Raw genomic sequence first — 16,127 nt, 5'->3', positions numbered from 1 at the left:
TGTCACCGCAGCCGCAGGCGGCCACGGGTGTTGGATCAGGCCCCGTCGGCCGGCGCTGCCGGCGCCGCAGTGGGCGCGGCGGCATCAGGTGCGGCGTCTGCTGCGGGTGCGGCCGGTGCAGCCGGCTCGGCAGGCGTGGCCGGCTTGCGCTGGGCCAGCCACTGCCTGAAGTCTTCCTTGGACACCGCCTCGACCACGATCGGCATGAAGCCGTGGTCCTTGCCGCACAGTTCGGCGCACTGGCCGCGGTAAACGCCGGGCTGCTCGATGCTGGTCCAGGCTTCGTTGATGAAGCCGGGAATGGCGTCCTGCTTCCAGCCCAGCGCCGGCACCCACCAGGCATGGATCACATCGTCGGAGGTGATGACGAAGCGCACCTTGGTATCGACCGGCAGCACCAGGCGGTTGTCCACGTCCAGCAGGTAATGCGGGTGGCTTTCGCGGTCGGGCACGATGCCACTCTGCCGCACCCGGTCCGATTCGCGGTCCAGACGGCTGGTGAAGGTCACGTTCTCGCCCAGGTATTCGTACTTCCACATCCACTGGTAGCCGGTGATCTTCACCGTCATCTCGGCGTCGCGGGTGTCGTACATCTTGATCAGGTTGGCCGTGGCCGGCCAGGCCATCACCACAAGGATGATCACCGGAATGACGGTCCAGATGATCTCGGCCTTGGTGTTGTGGCTGAAAGTGGCCGCCACCGCGCCCTTGGACTTGCGGAACTTGAACATCGCATAGCCCATCGCGCCGAACACGATGACCCCGATCACCGTGCAGATGATCAGCGACAGATTGTTCGACTCCCAGGCCAGGCGCGAGGTCTGGGTGACCCCCTTGCCCATGTTCAGCTGCCACGGCTTGGGATCGGCCGCCTGTGCCCAGGCCAGTGCCGGTACCAGTCCCCCGGCCACCACCGCGGCGGCCGCTGCAACGCACTTCGTGCCCCACCTGCTGCTTTGCTTCATTGCCTAGACCCTTAGCGTCGTCGGTTGCCGCCATCGCTGGCGGCGAGCAAGCCTTCAAGCATTTCAGCAAGCGTCTGGCGTTCGGCCGGCGCGAGGAAACTCCCCACCTCCACCTGCCGTCCGCTGGATGCCAGCCGGACCCTCTCATCACCAGTGACCAGGCGTACCCAGTGCGGGTGCGCACGGAACACCGGCGAACCACCGGGCGTGGGGATGACCTCCACACACGCCGGCACTACCCGGATCTCCTCCTGCCGTTCGCCGCTGCGCCACAGGGCGCGCAGGGCGGCTGCCAGCAACAGGCTGTACAGCAGCGCGAACAGGGGGGCGAATACATTGCCAGCCAGCCAACCGACGGCCGAAACCAGCCACATCGCCCCGCCCAACACGGTGAACAACAGGATGAACTGCCGGGCATCGAGCGCCCGTGGGGGACGCAGCCGCAGCTGCGTACCTGACCCATCCGGAGCTGGAAGCACCTCGATCATGTCGCAACCGCGTTCCTGCCGCGGGAAACGTCTCGATGGTAGCCCTGCCCTCTCGCCGGTAGCAAGGGTGCATTCACACTTTTTCCGATGTTGCAATACAGCACGGGCCCGGCAGCACGAATGACGAATTCGGCACAAATAAGCCCAGCCGGCCTGAACAGGCTGAATCCACCGCCATCAGGGGCTATCGGCGTTCATCAAGGGTGCGAACCGGGCCTTCCCGGCAGCCAAAAAATGATTAAAATCGCCAAGTTTTCCACTGGCCGGACCGGCATGAACGCACCCTCTTCCTCCCCCACCGCCAACGACGCGCTGCGTCCGGGCGCGCTGCTGTCGCCGGAACTGCCGGCGCCCCCCAACCCGTTCCGCCAGGCCATCACCGATGCCTGGTTGAAGGACGAGGCCAGCCACGTGCGTGACCTGCTGGCGCAGGCACGCCTGCCGGCCGAGGAGCAGGCCAGGGTGCAGGCGCTGGCCGCCGACCTGGTCGGCCGGGTGCGCGTGCGCGCCAAGGACCAGGGTGCGATCGAAGCCTTCATGCGCCAGTACGACCTGGGCAGCGAGGAAGGCGTGCTGCTGATGTGCGTGGCCGAGGCGCTGCTGCGCATTCCCGACCAGGACACCGCCGACAAGCTGATCCGCGACAAGCTGGCCGATGCCGACTGGGAAAAGCACCTGGGCGGCAGCGATTCGGTGCTGGTCAACGCCTCCACTTGGGGCCTGATGCTGACCGGCAAGCTGGTGCAGATGAACGACGCCACCCGCGCCGATGCGCCCAGCGCGTTCAAGCGCCTGGTCGGTCGCGTGGGTGAACCGGTGGTGCGCCTGGCCGTGCGCCAGGCGATGAAGATCATGGGCCACCAGTTCGTGATGGGCCGTACCATCAGCGAAGCACTGGCGCGCTCGCACAAGGGCGACAACGCCAGCTACCGCTACTCCTTCGACATGCTGGGCGAAGGCGCGCTGACCATGAAGGACGCGCTGCGCTACCTGGAAGACTACCGTCGTGCGATCCACGCCATCGGTGGTGACCACAAGGCGCGCGGCGGCCGCCCGGACGGCGACGTCAACAACGCCCCGGGCATCTCGATCAAGCTGTCGGCGCTGTATCCGCGCTACGAACACGCCAAGCGCGCACGCGTGCTGAAGGACCTGGTGCCGGGCGTGCTGGAACTGGCGCAGCTGGCCAAGAGCTACGGCATCGGCTGCACGGTCGACGCCGAAGAATCGGACCGCCTGGAACTGTCGCTGGACATCATCGAACAGGTGTTCTCCGACGCATCGCTGGCCGGCTGGGATGGCTTCGGCGTGGTCGTGCAGGCGTACCAGAAGCGTACCCCGTACACCATCGACCACCTGGCCGACATGGCGCGCCGCGCCGGTCGCCGCCTGCAGGTGCGCCTGGTGAAGGGCGCCTACTGGGACGCCGAGATCAAGCGCGCGCAGATCGAAGGCTATCCGGGCTACCCGGTGTTCACCCGCAAGCAGAACACCGACGTGTCCTACCTGGCCTGCGCCAAGCGTCTGTTCACCCATGCCGACGCGATCTACCCGATGTTCGCCACGCACAACGCGCACACCATCGCCGCGGTACGCAGCATCGCCAACGGCGGCGTGTACGAGCACCAGAAACTGCACGGCATGGGCGATGACCTGTACGCCGAAGTGGTGCCGGCCGATCGCCTGGGCCTGCCCTGCCGCGTATACGCGCCGGTCGGTTCGCATGAAGACCTGCTGCCGTACCTGGTGCGCCGCCTGCTGGAAAACGGCGCCAACTCCAGCTTCGTCAACCGCATCACCGACGAGCGCGTGCCGATCGCCGACCTGGTCCGCGACCCGGTCGAGATGGTCGCTTCGTTCGAATCGATTCCGCACCCCAAGATCCCGCTGCCGGTTGACCTGCTGCGCAGCCAGAACCACGACAGGAAGAACTCCATGGGCGCCAACCTCGCCAACGACAACGAACTGCGCGCCCTGGCCGAGCAGATCAACGCGGCTGTGAAGCCTTGGCAGGCCGCGCCGCTGGTGCCGGGTGCGGTCACCACCGGTGCTTCGCTGCCGGTCACCAACCCGGCCGACAGCCGCGACGTGGTGGGCCAGTGGCAGGCCGCCGACGCCGCCACCGTGCAGAAGGCGCTGGCCAATGCCGTGGCCGCACAGCCGGCCTGGAACCGCACCCCGGCCGCCAGCCGCGCGGCCATCCTGGAACATGCCGCCGACCAGCTGGAAGCGCGCATGCCGGAGTTCATGGCGCTGTGCGTGAAAGAGGCCGGCAAGAGCCTGCCCGACGGTATTGCCGAAGTGCGTGAAGCGGTGGATTTCCTGCGCTACTACGCCAAGCAGGCGCGCGAGCAGTTCAGCCATGCCGAAAAGCTGCCCAGCCCGACCGGTGAATCCAACGAGCTGCAGCTGCACGGCCGCGGCGTGTTCGTCTGCATCAGCCCGTGGAACTTCCCGCTGGCGATCTTCCTGGGCCAGGTGGCCGCCGCCCTGGCCGCTGGCAACAGCGTCATCGCCAAGCCGGCCGAGCAGACCAACCTGATCGGCTACTACGCGGTGAAGCTGCTGCACGACGCCGGCGTGCCGGCCGAGGTGGTGCAGTTCCTGCCGGGCGACGGTGCCACCGTCGGTGCCGCGCTGACCGCCGACCCGCGCGTAGCCGGCGTGGCCTTCACCGGCTCCACCGAGACCGCCCGTGCGATCAACCGCGCGATGGCCGCGCGTGATGCCGCCATCGGTGTGCTGATCGCCGAAACCGGTGGCCAGAACGCCTTCATCGCCGATTCCTCGGCGCTGCCGGAACAGCTGGTCAAGGATGCCATCGGTTCGGCCTTCACCTCCGCCGGCCAGCGCTGCTCGGCCGCGCGCGTGCTGTTCGTGCAGGACGATATCGCCGACAAGGTAATGACCATGCTGGCCGGCGCAATGAAGGAACTGAAGGTCGGCAACCCCGGCCTGCTGTCCACCGACGTCGGCCCGGTGATCGACGCCGACGCGCTGAAGATCCTGCAGGACCACGCCGAGCGCATGGACCGCGAAGCGCGCCTGATCGCCGCTGCCGAACTGTCCGCCGATGCTGCCCATGGCACCTTCTTCGCCCCGCGTGCGTATGAACTGAAGGACCTGGGCCAGCTGCAGAAGGAAGTCTTCGGCCCGGTGCTGCACGTGATCCGCTGGAAGGGTGAGCAGCTGGATGCGGTGATCGACCAGATCAACGCCACCGGCTACGGCCTGACCCTGGGAGTGCATTCGCGCATCGACGAAACCGTGGACCGCATCAGCAACGGCGTCCACGTCGGCAACGTCTACGTCAACCGCAACCAGATCGGTGCGGTGGTCGGCGTGCAGCCGTTCGGTGGCCAGGGCCTGTCCGGCACCGGCCCGAAGGCGGGCGGCCCGCACTACCTGCTGCGCTTCGCCACGGAAAAGACGGTGACGGTGAACACCACCGCCGCCGGTGGAAATGCCTCGCTGCTGACCCTGGGCGACTAAGACACCCCTCCCTTCCACGGGTGTGATGGATGCACGGAAAACCCCGCGAAAGCGGGGTTTTTTGTGTCCTTCCGGTAGCGCCAGGCGATGCCGGCGGCGCTTACCCGGCCACCACGCTGAAGCGGTTGTCCGCGCGGGTCGCCAGCTCGGCCTGCACCCGCGCAACCCGCGCGTCCAGATCGCCTTCCAGCAGCACATACCGCACCCCGCGCGCCTGCAGCTGCTGCAGGTACCACGCGTGCTGCCGTGCGCGGAACTCCACGCCCACGCGCGTGCCATCCTGCTCGAAGGGAATGTCCGGCGCGCACAGGAACAGCAGGTCGTAGGGCCGCGCTGCGGCGTATTGCAGCTCCGGTGGCGCGGTCTGGAACATCCAGCCGCTGTAGCCAAGCGTCACCAGCGGCGTGGTATCGCAGAACAGCCAACGGTGCGCGTGCTGCGCCGCCAGCTCTTCATGCTGCGGCTGGGTCGCGGCGATGCGCAGCAGATCCTGCGCGTGCAGCGCACCGCCCTGCTGTTCCCACAACGTACGGCCAAACTCGGGCACCCAGGCCGTGCCCAGGCGTTCGCCCAGCACCCGCGCCAACGTGCTCTTGCCGGTGGATTCACCGCCGATGAAGGCAACGCGCTGCACGTGGTCGGCGTACACCGCAGGCGACAGGCTGCTGCGGTGTGCATGCGGGTCGGCACGCAGCTGCGTACCACTGGCCTGGCCGATGTCGGTCGCACGCTCCAGCCGGTGATGCTGCACCGGTGCAGCGAAATGCTGGGCCAATGCAGCGGCAAAGGCATCGCCATAATCTTCGCCGGTGAACACCGCCTGCACCGGACCACCGAACAGCGCCAGGCACAGCCACGCGGTGAAGTCGCGCTGCACCTGCTCGCTCTCACTGTCCTGCGGCAGCGCGCGAACCGGCACGCCGCGGGTACGGCACAGGGCGGCCAGGCGGTCGTCATCCAGTACCGCGACGGTCGCCTGCGGGAAGCGCGCACGCAGCCAACGCTCGCGCCGTGCGGCGCTGTAGCCGGCGAATCCCGGCTGTGACCAGCCGATCACCAGCAGCTGCTGGCAGCGCGCGGCGGCGAAGTCTATCAGGCGTTCATGGCCGCGATGCAGCGGGCAGAACTTGCCCACCACCAACCCACGCGGCACCGTGTCAGGCAGTGGCATCGGCCGCGCCTGGCGCCGCGCGGTCGGCGCGCATCAGCGTGCGCCAATGGCGCAGCGCCACCAGCGCATTGATCCAGAAACCGATGTACAGGATCGAGGTCAGGTGCAGGCCGCGGCTGTAGTACAGCGGCACCGCAATGGTGTTCACCAGCAGCCACACCCACCACGATTCCAGCTTGCGCCGCATCATCAGGATCTGCGCGATCACGCTCAGCACCAGCACTGCCGAATCGATGTAAGGCGCATAGGCCTGGGTCAGGCGGGTCAGCATCCAGCCATAGCCCAGCGTGCCCACCACCGCCAGCGGCAGCAGCCACGCCCAGGCGCGCCGGCGCAGCGAGGTGATCGGCAACGGCGCGCCGTGGTCACCGCGCAGCCACTGCCACCAGCCCAGCACGCTGATGACGATGAAGAAGCCCTGCAGCACCATGTCGGCGTACAGGTGCGAACGCTCGAACACCGCAGCGAACAGCGCGCAACCGACGATGCCCAGCCACCAGGTGTGCACGTTGTTGCGCCCAGCCAGCAGGATCGAGCCGGCCACGGCGATGTTGGCAGCCAGCTCCAGCTGGAAATTCGGATCGGACAGGTTCATGCCGCTATTGTCGTCGATCCACGCGCCGCGCGTGGGCGGCGCTGCACCGGTAGATCCACGCCATGCGTGGATGGCCCACAAAAAGAAAGCCCCGCTTGCGCGGGGCTCTCCCGGTATTGCGTCAGGCCGTGGCCCTTATCAGAACTTGTACTGCATCGAAGCGGCCAGCACGTCGCCGGTCACCTTGTACTTGCCGGTCACGGTGTTGCCGGTGGCCGAGGTCGAGGTGATGTTCGGATCCTTGGTGAACAGGTGGGTGTAGCCCACGCTGTATTCCATCTTCTCCGACGGGGCCCAGGTCAGACCCAGCGACAGCCACTTGCGGGTGGTGTCCGGCACGCGCACGTCGCGGTGGGCATCGGTGGTCGGGGTCTGGTCGTACGCCAGGCCGCCGCGCAGGGTCAGCTGCTCGTTCAGACGGTACTCGGTACCGATCGAAGCGAAGGTGGTGTCGCGGTAGTGGAACGGCAGCACGCTGTCGGGCTGGTTGGAATCGTAGTCAACCGTGACCTGGTCGAACTTGCTCCACGCGGTGCGCGAAACGTCGGCCATGATCTTCCACTGGTCGTTCACGCGGTGACTGACGCTGACCGTGGCGCTGGCCGGCAGGGTGATGGTGGCACGGCCGTTGCTGTCAACGAAGGTGCCCGGGGCAGCGCTGTTCAGGAACGCGGCCGCAGTTGGGGTCATGGTGAAGTCGGCCTTGCCGTCGGTGATCTTGTGTTCCACTTCCGAGCGGTAGCTGAAGGCGATGTTGGTGCCTTCCACCGGGCTGACGGTCATGCCCAAGGTGTAACCCACGGACATTTCGTCGCCCTTGATGCGCAGGTAGCCATCGGCGGTACCCGGCGAGAAGCCCAGCTGGGCAGCCTGGATACCGGCCTGGCGGGCAGCGGCAGCGGCCTGGGCCTGGGTGCCGCCACGGGCCAGCACGGTGGCAGCAGCACGCTGCTGGGCGCTGGCGTTGATGGCGGTGCCGGCATCGACGGCGCTGGTCAGGTCAACGTCCAGGCGCTCGACGAACACCGACGCACCGAAGGACAGGTACGGGTTCACGTCGTAGGAGAACGCGGCGCCCAGGTCGACGGCCTGCAGTTCGGTCTTCACGCCGTTGTAGCGGCCGACCCAGTCACGGTCGTATTCGGTCTTGAAGCCGAACGGCACCGACAGCGACACACCGAAGTGCATGTTGTCCTTTTCGCCGAACGGCACGTGGAAGTACGCGGCCGGAACCGGGGCGATCATGCCGGCGTCGCCGCCGTTGCCGCCGGAAATCGGGGCGCCGTTGCCGTACTGGCCTTCGCCGCGGAACTTGGCGCCGAAGCTGATGGCGCTCACGTCACCCTGGAACTGGGTGCCGTCGAGCAGGCGCATCGAGGCCGGGTTGGTGGCGACCACCGAGGCATCGCCTTCGGCAGAGGTCGAACCGGCGAACGCGCGGCCGAGGCCCTTGGCGCTGTTTTCCTTCAGCTGGAAGGCAGCGGCATTGGCATCAGCGGCGGCCAGCGCACCGGCAACGCCGACGGCCAGCAGGGTCAGTCGGGCAATGGTGGAAGCAGTTTGCATCGTGTTCTCTCTCCGGTAAGCGGTGATGGTGCTCTGAGTGCGCCTGCGCCTACCGGACCCGAAGGCCCGCCAGAACGCGCCGGATTCCCCTCCCGACATACGACGCCGTATGCGAGTATCACTCAGAGCCGTTAATGAAACAATAACAGCAGCAGGGCATTTCCCTTCGCAAAACATGAACAGGCGCCTCCCCGCACAATGCCCGCGCACGCTAGGCTAGCGCCCATGTTCGTCTCGCTCCCCTCACGCAAGAAGGCGGCCCTGCGCTGGGCCACGCCAGTGCTGTTTGCGTCAGTGTGGCTGGCGTTCCTGTGGTCGATCTCGCGCCCGGACGACGCCCGTCGCAGCCTGTGGCTGGACTGGGGCGCCCTGTCCACCGGCCTGACCCACCCGCTGGACTACTGGGCCACCCTGCAGGACGGCAGCGTGCTGCGCCTGTTCACCGCCCTGTTCCTGCACGCCGACTGGTCGCACCTGCTGGGCAACCTGGTGTTCCTGCTGATCTTCGGCCTGCCCGCCGAGCGCGTGCTGGGCCCGTGGCGGTTGCTGCTGCTGTTCCTGCTGGGCGGGGCGGTATCGAACCTGGTGGCGATCTACACCATGGGCAGCCCGGACCAGATCATCATCGGCGCCAGTGGCGCGGTGTCGGCCCTGATCGGCGCCTATCTGGCCCTGTTCCCCGGCGCGCGGCTGGGGGTGGTGATTCCGCTGGGCCTGTTCCTGGAATTCGTGCGCGCCCCGGCCTACCTGCTGATCGGCGTGTGGGCGGCGCTGCAGGTGGTGTTCGCCTACATCGGCCCGACCTTCGGCATGGTGGCCTGGTGGGCGCACATCGGCGGCTTCCTGTTCGGCCTGCTCTACGGCGTCTACGTGCGCGCCGCGATCGCCCGCAAGCTGCGCAAGCGCCACGGGTTCTAGCCGCGCATCGTAGAGTCGAGCCTGCTCGACTGCTTTGGCCTGTCCGTAGAGTCGAGCTTGCGCGACTCCTTCATTGATACGGATCTGCTCCGTCCGCGATGACGCCTAAAGCGTCACTCGCGACAGACCACCAGGGTGTTGTGGTGGGTATCGAACAGCAGCGTAGCGCCGCCATCCAGCACCACGAAATACTCGAAGAACGGCAACTCGCCGAGCAAGGGGATCAGTTCACTTACCTGCAGGGTCCAGACCGGCCACGGCAATGCGCGCTCATCTGACGCTACCAGGCAGATTTTACCGTTCGCTTCTGCCAGCAGATCAGCCAAGCAGGAAAGGCCTTCATCGCTGCCATCGTACCGGATGGTCTGATCAGCCGACGCTTTGCCTACCCACCAGTAGACAAGGCACGGGTCAATGCCATGGCGACTCGCCAAGGATTCCAGCAGGCCGATAGCCCGGTCACTCGGCAGCGGATCACGACCAAGCAGTTGGCTGATCGAGGTCGCAAGGTTCGAATCATCCATGAGCCGATTCTATCGGGCGCCCCCTCGGCCGCGCCGCCTTCCGGATGAACAGGCCGTCCGCCAGGCATGGCCCGGCGCTACTGTCAGGGCTTTACCGGGGCCGGTTCGGGCTTCGCCTCAGGCTTCGGCCCCGGCTTGGCAGCCGCGGCCTTCGTCGCCTTCTCCGCCTCGGCCTTGGCCGCTTCCGCCTTCAGCCGCGCGGCCACCGAACCGGGGTTCTTCAGTTCTGCCAGGGCATCGTCGATCGGGCCGTCGCCCGGCAGCACAGCGCCGGCGCTGTAGCCCTCGGTGCCTTCGTCATCACCGCGCAGGTGGCCTGGCAGGGTCGCCTCGCTGTAATCGCTGAGGCTGGCCGGCAGTGCATCTTCCTCCGGCGTGGGCGTCGGCTTCAGTTCCACGTCGGGCACGATGCCGGTGGCCTGGATCGACTTGCCACTGGGCGTGTAATAGCGCGCGGTGGTCAGCTTGACCGAATCGCCGTTGTCCAGCGGCAGCACCGTCTGCACCGAGCCCTTGCCGAAGGTCCGGCTGCCGACCACGCGCGCACGCTTGTTGTCGCGCAGCGCACCGGCCAGCACTTCCGACGCACTGGCCGAACCGGCATCGACCAGCACCACCACCGGCGCGCCCTTCAGCAGGTCGCCCGGGGTGGCGTCGAAACGCGCATCGCTGATGCGGATGCGGCCGCGCGTGCTGACGATGTTGCCCTTTTCCAGCAGATCGTCGGCCACCTGCACGGCGGCCGTCAGCAGACCACCGGGGTTGCTGCGCAGATCCAGCACCAGGCCCTTCAGGCTGCCGCCGGACTGCTTCTGCAGCTGCTGCACATGCTTCTGGAAATCGGCGCCGGTGTCGGCCTGGAACGTGGCCAGGCGGATGTAGCCGTAACCCGGTTCCAGCAGGCGGCTGCGCACGCTGGTCACGCGGATGGTCTGCCGGGTGAGCGGCACATCGAACGGCTTGGGCTTGCCCTCGCGCACGATGGTCAGCACTACCTTGCTGCCGGCCGGGCCACGCAGCGGCTCGCTGGCGTCGATGGCACTGATCGGCTTGCCGTCGATGGCAATGATCAGATCGCCCGCCAGGATGCCGGCCTTGGCCGCAGGCGTATCGTCGATCGGCGAAATCACCTTCATCGAGGCGTTGTCCGGCTGCTGCTGCAGCTCCACGCCGATGCCCTCATAGGCGCCGTTGGCCTGCTCGTCGAAGGCCTCGGCATCTTCCTTGTTGAAGTAGGTGCTGTGCGGATCCAGATCCAGCAGCAGGCCGCGCACGGCCGACTGCATCAGCTTGTTGTCGTCCACCGGGTCCACGTAAGCCGCACGCACGGCGTTGTAGACCGCCACGAAGCGCCGGATGTCTTCCAGCGGCACCTTCGATGTCACCGCCTCTTCGTTGCTGGCGGCCTGCCCCGGGTTTTCGGCGGCGGCAGCAGGCGCGGTCTGCTGCGCCCAGGACAACGCTGGCAACAAAGCCAGCAAGAGGGTGGCGGTACGGGCTGCGCGCATGGATCACTCCTGTCGACGGTGGCATCGTGCCCAAGGCACATGCACCGATTATGCGCGAAGCGTGGGTAAATTCCCGTTGAATCCCACGGCCATGCAGCCGCCAGGATTCAGCGGCGCTGCAGCCAGCTGTCCGGATTCACCGGTTGGCCACCGCGGCGCAGTTCGAAGTACAGCGCGGTAACGCCCTGGCCGCCGGAGTTGCCGACCTTGGCCACCGCATCGCCGCGGCTGACGCGCGCGCCGGCATCCTTCAGCAGGGTGTCGTTGTGCGCGTACAGGCTCATGTAGCCATTGCCGTGGTCGACGATCAGGATCATGCCGTAGCCGGTCATCCAGTCGGAGAACACCACGGTGCCATCGGCCACTGCTGTTACGGTGCTGCCGGCCGGCGCGCCGATCAGCACGCCGCTGCTGGTACGGCCATCGGGCAGCTTGCCGCCATAGCGGGCCAGCAGATTGCCCGACAGCGGCCAGCCCAGGCCGCCGACCTTCGGCGCGGGCGCCGAGGCCACCGCCGGCGGTACCTTGGTGGGCGGCGCCGGGCGGCCTTCGGCCTTGGCCTGGCGTGCAGCCTTTTCGGCAGCCGCCTTTTCCGCTGCGGCCTTGCGTGCGGCGGCGCGGCGCTCGGCTTCGGCGCGTGCGGCGGCGGCGCGCAGGTTGGCCAGCAGGGTTTCCAGCGCCTTGGCATCCTGGCCCAGCGCCTGTTCCTTCTCGCGCCGGTCCTTGAAGCGTTCTTCCAGCGACGCCACCGTCTGCGCCCGTTCGCGGCGGTCGGCGGCCAGGGTGGCGGCCTGCTGCTTCTGGTCGCGCTGGGCGCCTTGAAGATGCTGCTGGCGCTCGGCGATCTGGGCCTGCAGCGTCTCCAGTTCCTTCAGGTCCGCGGTCAGGGTGGCGATGCGCTCGGCGCGCTCGCGCTGCAGGTAGCGGTGGTAGGCCAGGGCACGGTTGGCATCGGCCACCGTGTCCTGCGACAGCAGCAGCTTCAGCGGCGCATGATTGCCCAATTGGTAGGCCGCGCGCAGCAGGCCGGCCAGTTCGCGGTGCTGCCTGGCCAGAGTGGCCTGCAGTTCATTGCGGCGCTGCTCGGCCTGGGCCAGGGCCTGGGCCTGTTCGCGCAGCGCGCTTTCAGTCTGGGCCAGGTTGCGGCCACTGCGGGCCACTTTTTCGTCGGCCTCGCGCAGTTGCCGCGATGCCTGCCCGCGCTGGCCCTCGATCTGCCGGCGCTCCTGCGCCACGTCCTTCAGCTCGCTGCGCAGCTTCTGCAGCTTGCGCTCGGCCTCGCGGGTAGACGCGGTCTGCGCCCCGCCCGGCACCGGCAGTGCCAGCGCCAAGGCCAGCCCCAGCAACAGGCAACGCGCGCCGCGGGCGGCGATGTGATGCTGGCGTGAGGGGAAGGCGTTGTGGCGCAAGGGCTTTCCAGTGACTTCAGGCAGTTGCAGGGGGTGCCGGGGAATGGTGACATCTCCGCACGCGGCCTGCCAGCCGCACAACAACGAGGTCCCCATGAAAACCCATTCCATTCCGCTGCTGTTGGGCCTGCTGCTGGCCGCCGCGCCGCTGGCGGCGCAGGAAAACATCAGCAAGGTCAACGGCAGCATCGGCGCCGATCCCGGCCAGCGCTACGGCAAGCTGGACACCGTCAATGGCAGCATCCGCGTGGGCGAAGGCGTGGAAACCGGCAGCATCGACACCGTCAACGGCGGGGTGACCGTGGCCGACCGCGCACGCACCGGCAGCATCGAGACGGTGAACGGTGGCGTTCGCCTGGGCCGCGAAGTGATCGCCCACGGCGATGTCAGCACGGTCAACGGCAGCATCTTCAGCGACGCCGGCAGCCAGATCGAAGGCGGCGTGGAAACGGTCAACGGTGGCATCGGCCTGGTCAGCAGCCGGGTGCGCAAGGACGTGGAAACGGTGAACGGTGACATCACCGTCGGCATCGGTTCGCAGGTGTCCGGTGGCGTGCACGTGCGCAAGCCGAACTTCAGCGTCTCGCTCACCACCAGCCGCAAGCCGCGCATCATCATCGGCCCCAATGCCGTGGTCAGCGGCCCGCTGGAGTTCGAGCGCGAAGTGGTGCTGTACGTGCACCGCAGCGCCCGCATCGGTCCGGTCACCGGCGCCGACGCCATCCCGTTCGACACCGATACCGCCCCGGCGGATTGACGTCGCGCTGCACCGGGGACTGTTCCCCGTTCCCTGGCCGTGCCTGGCGCGGCCCCCTTCTGTATCCAGGATACCGACGATGCCCCGTAAACTCCTTCTGTGCCTGGCCGCTGCGGCCGCGCTCAGCGCCTGCAAGGGCGAAGACACGCCAGCCCCCGCGCCGGCCACCGACACCGCTGCGGCGGCCAAGCCGGCCAGTCACGCGTTCTCGCCGGACATCAGCGCCGCCGACTTCAGCGAGATGGTGAAGACGCTGGCCTCGGATGAGTTCGAAGGCCGTGCTCCCGGCAGCAAGGGCGAAGAGCTGACGGTCAACTACATCCGCGACCAGATGCAGCGCATCGGCCTGCAGCCGGGCAACGGTGACAGCTGGTTCCAGGACGCGCCGATGACCGAAACCACGGCCGATGAGTCGACCGTGCTGAAGATCGAGCAGGGCGGCAGGACCACCGAACTGAAGTTCGGCACCGACATGGTGGTGGGCACCCGTACCGGCCAGACCGAAGTGAAGCTGGATGCCAGCAACCTGGTGTTCGTCGGCTACGGCGTGGACGCGCCGGAGCAGAAATGGAACGACTACCAGGACCAGGACTGGAAGGGCAAGACGGTTGTCATGTTCGTCAATGACCCGGGCTTCCACGTCGACGACCAGACCCTGTTCGACGGCAAGCGCATGACCTATTACGGCCGCTGGACCTACAAGTTCGAAGAGGCCGCGCGCAAGGGCGCCGCCGGCGCGCTGATCGTGCATGACACCGCCGGTGCCTCCTATGGCTGGGATGTGGTGAAGAACTCCTGGGCCGGCCCGCAGTACGACCTGCCGGCCAAGGATGACCCGGAGCGCCGCCTGCCGGTGCAGGGCTGGCTGAGTGCCGAGGCCGCCAAGGCGCTGTTCGCCGGTGCCGGCCTGGACCTGGCCCAGGCGTACAAGGACGCCAGCAAGCGCGGCTTCAAGCCGGTACCGCTGCAGGCCACCGCCTCGGTCGATCTGAAGAGCCAGGTCGCGCAGAAGCAGTCGCGCAACGTGGTGGGCGTGCTGCCGGGCAGCAAGCGTGCCGACGAAGCCGTGCTGTACATGGCCCACTGGGACCACTTGGGCAAGCATGAGGGCGAAGAAGGCGACAACATCTACAACGGTGCCGTGGACAACGCCACTGGCGTGGCCGGCATTCTGGAAGTGGCCGAAGCCATGGCCCACCAGGACCCGAAGCCGGAGCGCTCGGTGGTGTTCCTGGCGGTGACCCTGGAAGAGTCGGGCCTGCTGGGTTCGAAGTACTACGTGGCCCACCCGACCTTCCCGCTGGACAAGATTGCCGGGGTGATCAACATCGACGCGATGTCGGTGGCCGGCCGTGCCAAGGACGTGACCGTGACTGGTTTCGGCAGTTCCGAGCTGGAAGACATCCTGAAGCCGCTGGCGGCTGCACAGGACCGTACCCTGCACGGTGAGACCTCGGTGCAGAGCGGCTTCTACTTCCGTTCGGACCACTTCAACTTCGCCAAGGCCGGTGTGCCAGCCCTGTATGCCGATGGCGGTGAGGACCTGCGCGACGGCGGCGTTGACGCCGGCCGCAAGGCGGCGACCGACTACGGTAACAACCGCTACCACGGTCCGAAGGATGAGTTCGACGCGGCCACCTGGAAGCTGGATGGCACCGTGGAAGACCTGCAGTTGATGTATGGCGTGGGCAAGGAACTGGCAGGTGGCAATCGCTGGCCGAACTGGTATGAAGGCAATCCCTTCAAGGCCGCCCGCGACACCATGATGAAGAACAAGGCCTCGGCCCCGTAGCGTCGAGCGTGCTCGACTGATCCACCTGGACAAGGAAGCGGCGCCCCACGGGGCGCCGTTTTTTTGTGCCGCCGCCAGGGGTAGGTGCCAACCTTGGTTGGCACTGCCTTCCGCCGGGCATGGCCCGGCGCTACCCATCCACGCATGGCGTGGATCTACCGGGCGCCTGGTTTCGCGCAAAACCCATCCACGCACGGTAGGTGCCAACCTTGGTTGGCACTGCTTTCCGCTGGGCATGGCCCGGCGCTACCCATCCACGCATGGCGTGAATCCACCGGGCGCTTGGTTTCGCGCAAAACCCATCCACGCACGGTAGGTGCCAACCTTGGTTGGCACTGCTTTCCGCCGGGCATGGCCCGGCGCTACCCATCCACGCATGGCGTGGATCCACCGGGCGCTTGGTTTCGCGCAAAACCCATCCACGCACGGTAGGTGCCAACCTTGGTTGGCACTGCTTTCCGCCGGGCATGGCCCGGCGCTACCCATCCACGCATGGCGTGAATCCACCGGGCGCTTGGTTTGGCCCAAAGAAAAACCCCGCTGCGTGAGCAGCGGGGTTTTGGGTGTAAACCCTGGCGATGACCTACTCTCGCATGGCTTGAGCCACACTACCATCGGCGCAGCTGCGTTTCACTTCCGAGTTCGGGATGGGATCGGGTGGTTCCACAGCGCTAATTTCACCAGGGAGACGGTTGCAGCAGCGCTTGCAGCGCCAGCTCGCGATCTTGCCCTTGGGGCGGAAGGTACCCGGAAAAAGCAGTGCCTTCACTTAATAAGAAAAAACCCCGCTGCATGAGCAGCGGGGTTTTTGGGTGTAAACCCTGGCGATGACCTACTCTCGCATGGCTTGAGCCACACTACCATCGGCGCAGCTGCGTTTCACTTCCGAGTTCGGGATGGGATCGGGTGGTTCCACAGCGCTAATTTCACCAGGGAGGCTTT

The 16,127-nt window shown here is 67.0% G+C and carries 12 protein-coding genes and 2 rRNA genes; 4 read left to right on the top strand and 10 right to left on the bottom strand.

What is annotated here, in order from left to right:
- Positions 1-35: 35 nt before the first annotated feature.
- Positions 36-965 (bottom strand): cytochrome c oxidase subunit II, encoded by a 930-nt coding sequence (coxB, locus tag C1922_RS01925; protein ID WP_108748235.1) that lies wholly within the window; start codon positions 963-965, stop codon positions 36-38.
- Between the two features lie 11 nt (positions 966-976).
- Positions 977-1,453 (bottom strand): DUF2244 domain-containing protein, encoded by a 477-nt coding sequence (locus C1922_RS01920; protein ID WP_108748234.1) that lies wholly within the window; start codon positions 1,451-1,453, stop codon positions 977-979.
- 273 nt (positions 1,454-1,726) lie between these two features.
- Between C1922_RS01920 and putA the strand changes: the two genes are divergently transcribed.
- Positions 1,727-4,945, top strand: a complete 3,219-nt coding sequence (gene putA / locus C1922_RS01915) for a bifunctional proline dehydrogenase/L-glutamate gamma-semialdehyde dehydrogenase PutA (protein WP_108748233.1) — start codon at positions 1,727-1,729, stop codon at positions 4,943-4,945.
- A 100-nt stretch (positions 4,946-5,045) separates the two neighbouring features.
- On the opposite strand, the gene C1922_RS01910 is transcribed toward putA, so the two are convergent.
- From C1922_RS01910 to C1922_RS01900, 3 genes are all read right to left on the bottom strand, one after another.
- Positions 5,046-6,116, bottom strand: a complete 1,071-nt coding sequence (locus tag C1922_RS01910) for an AAA family ATPase (RefSeq protein ID WP_108748232.1) — start codon at positions 6,114-6,116, stop codon at positions 5,046-5,048.
- Positions 6,103-6,711 (bottom strand): nicotinamide riboside transporter PnuC, encoded by a 609-nt coding sequence (pnuC, locus tag C1922_RS01905; RefSeq protein WP_108748231.1) that lies wholly within the window; start codon positions 6,709-6,711, stop codon positions 6,103-6,105. The genes C1922_RS01910 and pnuC overlap by 14 nt, the downstream gene beginning before the upstream one ends.
- Positions 6,712-6,849: 138 nt before the next feature.
- Positions 6,850-8,277: an outer membrane protein transport protein gene (locus C1922_RS01900; protein WP_108748230.1), complete on the bottom strand. Its 1,428-nt coding sequence runs from the start codon at positions 8,275-8,277 to the stop codon at positions 6,850-6,852.
- Positions 8,278-8,502: 225 nt separating this feature from the next.
- Here C1922_RS01900 and C1922_RS01895 point away from each other — a divergent pair, with 225 nt between their 5' ends.
- Positions 8,503-9,195 carry a rhomboid family intramembrane serine protease gene (locus C1922_RS01895; RefSeq protein ID WP_108748229.1) on the top strand — a complete coding sequence of 231 codons (693 nt, stop codon included), beginning with the start codon at positions 8,503-8,505 and terminating at the stop codon, positions 9,193-9,195.
- Positions 9,196-9,308: 113 nt separating this feature from the next.
- Here the strand turns inward: C1922_RS01895 and C1922_RS01890 are convergent, their stop codons facing one another.
- From C1922_RS01890 to C1922_RS01880, 3 genes are all read right to left on the bottom strand, one after another.
- On the bottom strand, positions 9,309-9,719 hold the full coding sequence (locus tag C1922_RS01890) for a hypothetical protein (protein WP_108748228.1): 411 nt from the start codon (positions 9,717-9,719) through the stop codon (positions 9,309-9,311).
- An 83-nt stretch (positions 9,720-9,802) separates the two neighbouring features.
- The gene (locus C1922_RS01885) at positions 9,803-11,227 is read right to left on the bottom strand and encodes a S41 family peptidase (RefSeq protein ID WP_108748227.1); all 1,425 of its coding nucleotides are present in this window, start codon (positions 11,225-11,227) and stop codon (positions 9,803-9,805) included.
- A 107-nt stretch (positions 11,228-11,334) separates the two neighbouring features.
- Positions 11,335-12,636 (bottom strand): peptidoglycan DD-metalloendopeptidase family protein, encoded by a 1,302-nt coding sequence (locus tag C1922_RS01880; protein WP_108748226.1) that lies wholly within the window; start codon positions 12,634-12,636, stop codon positions 11,335-11,337.
- Positions 12,637-12,730: 94 nt separating this feature from the next.
- On the opposite strand from C1922_RS01880, the gene C1922_RS01875 reads away from it, so the two are divergent.
- Together C1922_RS01875 and C1922_RS01870 are read left to right on the top strand one after the other, a co-directional pair.
- On the top strand, positions 12,731-13,393 hold the full coding sequence (locus C1922_RS01875; RefSeq protein WP_108748225.1) for a hypothetical protein: 663 nt from the start codon (positions 12,731-12,733) through the stop codon (positions 13,391-13,393).
- A gap of 79 nt (positions 13,394-13,472) precedes the next feature.
- On the top strand, positions 13,473-15,185 hold the full coding sequence (locus C1922_RS01870; RefSeq protein ID WP_108748224.1) for a M28 family metallopeptidase: 1,713 nt from the start codon (positions 13,473-13,475) through the stop codon (positions 15,183-15,185).
- 570 nt (positions 15,186-15,755) lie between these two features.
- On the opposite strand, the gene rrf (C1922_RS01865) is transcribed toward C1922_RS01870, so the two are convergent.
- Both rrf (C1922_RS01865) and rrf (C1922_RS01860) read right to left on the bottom strand, forming a co-directional pair.
- Positions 15,756-15,870 (bottom strand): 5S ribosomal RNA (gene rrf / locus C1922_RS01865).
- Positions 15,871-16,004: 134 nt separating this feature from the next.
- Positions 16,005-16,119, bottom strand: a 5S ribosomal RNA gene (gene rrf, locus C1922_RS01860).
- Positions 16,120-16,127 lie beyond the last annotated feature (8 nt).

Origin of the sequence: Stenotrophomonas sp. ZAC14D2_NAIMI4_7, assembly GCF_003086675.1 — a bacterium.
Taxonomy (GTDB): domain Bacteria; phylum Pseudomonadota; class Gammaproteobacteria; order Xanthomonadales; family Xanthomonadaceae; genus Stenotrophomonas.
This window is presented reverse-complemented; position numbering and strand designations above follow the sequence as displayed.

What these genes read in the sequence shown, in the direction of transcription:
- coxB (WP_108748235.1), bottom strand. Translation starts at nt 965, where the DNA reads ATGAAGCAAAGCAGCAGGTGGGGCACGAAGTGCGTTGCAGCGGCCGCC.
- C1922_RS01920 (WP_108748234.1), bottom strand. Translation starts at nt 1,453, where the DNA reads ATGATCGAGGTGCTTCCAGCTCCGGATGGGTCAGGTACGCAGCTGCGG.
- putA (WP_108748233.1), top strand. Translation starts at nt 1,727, where the DNA reads ATGAACGCACCCTCTTCCTCCCCCACCGCCAACGACGCGCTGCGTCCG.
- C1922_RS01910 (WP_108748232.1), bottom strand. Translation starts at nt 6,116, where the DNA reads ATGCCACTGCCTGACACGGTGCCGCGTGGGTTGGTGGTGGGCAAGTTC.
- pnuC (WP_108748231.1), bottom strand. Translation starts at nt 6,711, where the DNA reads ATGAACCTGTCCGATCCGAATTTCCAGCTGGAGCTGGCTGCCAACATC.
- C1922_RS01900 (WP_108748230.1), bottom strand. Translation starts at nt 8,277, where the DNA reads ATGCAAACTGCTTCCACCATTGCCCGACTGACCCTGCTGGCCGTCGGC.
- C1922_RS01895 (WP_108748229.1), top strand. Translation starts at nt 8,503, where the DNA reads ATGTTCGTCTCGCTCCCCTCACGCAAGAAGGCGGCCCTGCGCTGGGCC.
- C1922_RS01890 (WP_108748228.1), bottom strand. Translation starts at nt 9,719, where the DNA reads ATGGATGATTCGAACCTTGCGACCTCGATCAGCCAACTGCTTGGTCGT.
- C1922_RS01885 (WP_108748227.1), bottom strand. Translation starts at nt 11,227, where the DNA reads ATGCGCGCAGCCCGTACCGCCACCCTCTTGCTGGCTTTGTTGCCAGCG.
- C1922_RS01875 (WP_108748225.1), top strand. Translation starts at nt 12,731, where the DNA reads ATGAAAACCCATTCCATTCCGCTGCTGTTGGGCCTGCTGCTGGCCGCC.
- C1922_RS01870 (WP_108748224.1), top strand. Translation starts at nt 13,473, where the DNA reads ATGCCCCGTAAACTCCTTCTGTGCCTGGCCGCTGCGGCCGCGCTCAGC.